This window comes from Caulobacter sp. P1_B12_2, from assembly GCF_056406675.1.
Window position 1 is genome coordinate 1 of record NZ_JBFTZS010000485.1, and the last position, 3,340, is coordinate 3,340.

The following is a 3,340-nucleotide window of genomic DNA, read 5'->3' on the forward strand; positions in this document are numbered from 1 at the left end:
ATCTACGCCAGCGGCGCGGGCTCGGTCTCGATCAAGAGCGGCACGGCCGCGGCGACTGGCAACACCGCCGTCCTGAACAACGTCCAGGTGTTCGCCAACGCCATCAGCGCCCAGAGCACCGCCGGCGGCATCACCATCGACAGCGGCGTGGCCAGCACGGCCGGCGCGGGCTCGTGGGCGATCTACGCTTCGGCCGCCAACGGCGCGGTCAACATCAACAGCACCAACGCCTCGGCGCTGGGCGCCGGCAGCCGGGCGATCTACGCCAACGGCGGCGGCGGCGTGAAGATCGTCAGCGGCACGGCGTCGACCGCGGGCAACTACCAGAACAACACCGTCGATGCGATCATGGCGCTGACCTTCAGCAAGAAGGCCAATATCGACATCACCAGCGGCACGGCCACCACCTTGGGCACGTGGGCGCGCGGCATCTATACCTGGACCAACGAAGGCGACATCGCCATCGACAGCGGCGTCATCTCGACGGCCGGCCTGTGGTCGCAAGGCATACTGGTCGATCAGGATGGCAACTTCGACTATGCCGACCACGCCGCCCTGGCCGGCACGGGCGCCCTGGCCATCAAGAGCGGCTCGATCGCCACCCTCGGCGACCAGAGCGCCGGCATCGCGACCGACTTCAAGGGCGCGACCACCATCACCAGCGATACGATCAGCACCAAGGGCTGGAACGGCTACGGCATCGTGGCGTTCGGCGGCGACGACGTCACCGTGCACAGCGGCAAGATCGACACGCTGGGCTTCACCGCCAGCGGCATCCAGGTCGAGACCCCCGGCCTGATCTCGATCACCAGCGACGCGATCTCGACCGCCAGCCACGGCGCGGCCGGCATTCGCGCCCTGGGCGGCGAAGGCGTGACCATCGTCAGCGGCACGATCAGCACCAAGGGCGACAAGGCGGGCGTCACGGGCAAGCCGGACCGCACCGCCTCGGGAATCTACGCGGCCAGCGCCACCGGCCCGGTCGACATCACCAGCGGTTCGATCACCACGACGGGCTTCGGCGCCCAGGGCATCCGCGTGGACCAGACCGAGAGCACCCTCGTCTACGGCACGCCCCACACCCCGGCGGGCGGGACCGGCACGGTCAAGATCGTCAGCGACACGATCAGCACCACCGGCGGCAACGGCGTCGGCATCTGGGTCGAGAACACCGGCAAGGTGACCATCGACAGCGGCGAGATCACCGCCGCCAACGCCTCGGGCATCAATGTCTACGGCAAGGACGGGATCGACATCACGTCCGACAAGATCACCGGCGCCTACGGCGGCCTGTTCGCCTATACGCAGGACGGCCCCCTCACCATCAGGAGCGGCGAGATCACGGTCGGCGACCGCGGCGACATGGGGATCTACGGCGTCAGCACGACCGGCGCGATCACCATCGACGCGGGCGCGACCCACACCACCAACCTCGGCCTCAACGGCAACTACACCGCCGACGCCATCGGCGCCTTCTCGTCGGGCGGCGGCGCGATCACCATCAAGAGCGCCGACGCAAAGGCGGTCGGGACCTACGCCTCCGCGGTCTACGGCATCTCGACCGGCGGAACCGTGGTGATCGACAGCGGCAAGGCCAGCGCGGCCGCCGACGAGACCGTGACCATCATGGGCCGCGGCGACGTCGTCACCGTGACCAGCGTGGACGCCCAGATGACCGGCGACGACGCCAGCGTCATCCAGGCCATCGCCCGCAACGGCGACGCCACCGTCAAGTCGGGCCGCGCCGTGGCCATCGGCGACGGCAGCCAGGGCCTGGACATCCTGGCCAGCCACGACGCCATCGTCACCATCACCGGCGAGACCTCGGGCGACCTCAACGGCGCGTCGATCTCGGCCCTGAACCGGTCGAACGTGACCGTCGCGCGCGGCGCTTCGGTGACCTCGGCCAGCGGCGTGGGACTTGAGTTCAAGACCTCAGCCGTCAACGGTTCGCGGGTCACCGGCGTCAGCGACACCTACGGCGCCGACCTGGTCACCGCCGGCTATATCGGCGGCGGCGTGGGCGCTCGGGCGGTGGTGTTCGGCGGCGGCGCCGACAATCTGACCGTCCTGGCGGGCGCCAGCTTCGGCGGCGCCATCGACGCCGGCGCGGGCCAAGACACCCTGACCCTGAAGGGCGCGGGCCAGGTCAACGCCCAGACCCTGGGCGGCGTGCTCGGCTTCGAGACAGCCCTGGTGCAGTCAGGCCAGTTCACCCTGACCCAGAACACCAGCTTCGACACCCTCGCCATCACCGGCGGCAAGCTGATCACCACCGCCGCCCTGACCAGCCCTGTCACCGTCGGAGCGGGCGGCACGCTGCAGATCGGCGCGGGCGGCACGACGGGTTCGCTGACCGGCGACCTGGTGCTGAACGGCACGGCGATCTTCAATCGCTCGGACGAGTACGACTACGCCGGCGTCATCACCGGCACGGGCGAGCTGATCAAGCAGGGCGCCCAGCGCCTGGTCCTGTCGGGCCAATACAACTTCACGGGCACGACCACCGTGGAGGGCGGCACGGTGCGCATCCTGCACCTGCCGCAGACCGCCGAGGTCCAGGTCGACAACGGCCTGCTGGACCTTTCCGGCCTGACCCAGACCGTGACCAATCTCAGCGGCGGCGCGACGGGCCAGATCTCGATCGAGGGCGGCGCCCTGACCGTCAACCAGTCCGTGACGACCACTTTCTCGGGGGCGATCAGCGGCTCGGGTTCGTTCACGATGACCGGCGGGGGCGTCATCGACCTGGCCGGCGCCAACACCTACACCGGCGACACCAACGTCAAGGTCGGCAAGCTGAAGGTCAACGGCTCGGTCACCTCGGACGTCACGGTCGGCGCGGCCGGCCTGCTGGGCGGCTCGGGCACGATCACCGGCGACGTGCTGGTGCAGAGCGGCGGCCAGGTCACCCCGGGCAACTCGCCCGGCACCCTGCATGTGGCCGGCGACTTCACCTTCGCCACCGGCTCGGTCTACCAGGCCGAAGTGCTGCCGACCGGCGAGCACGACCTGATCGACGTGACCGGCGTGACCACGATCCAGAGCGGCGTCACCGTTCAGGTCCTGGCCGGCGGCCCCAGCGCGCAATATGCCCGCCTGTCGCAGTACGGCATCGTCAACTCGGCCGGCGGCTTGGTCGGCAAGTTCGCGGGCGTCACCAGCAACATGGCGTTCCTGACGCCCAGCCTCAGCTACACCGCTACTCAGGTGCAGCTGACCCTGCTGCGCAACGACGTGCGCTTCGCCAGTCTGGCCAACACCCGCAACCAGGCCGAGACGGCGCGAGCCGCTGAAGCCCAGGGCTACGGCTCGGCGGTCTACAACGTCCTGGTCACCC

General features: G+C 69.6%; 1 protein-coding gene. It reads left to right on the forward strand.

The features are described from left to right. A partial coding sequence (locus AC1DZ6_RS21955) for a beta strand repeat-containing protein (RefSeq protein WP_477099246.1) occupies nucleotides 1-3,340 on the forward strand: 3,340 nt, incomplete at both ends.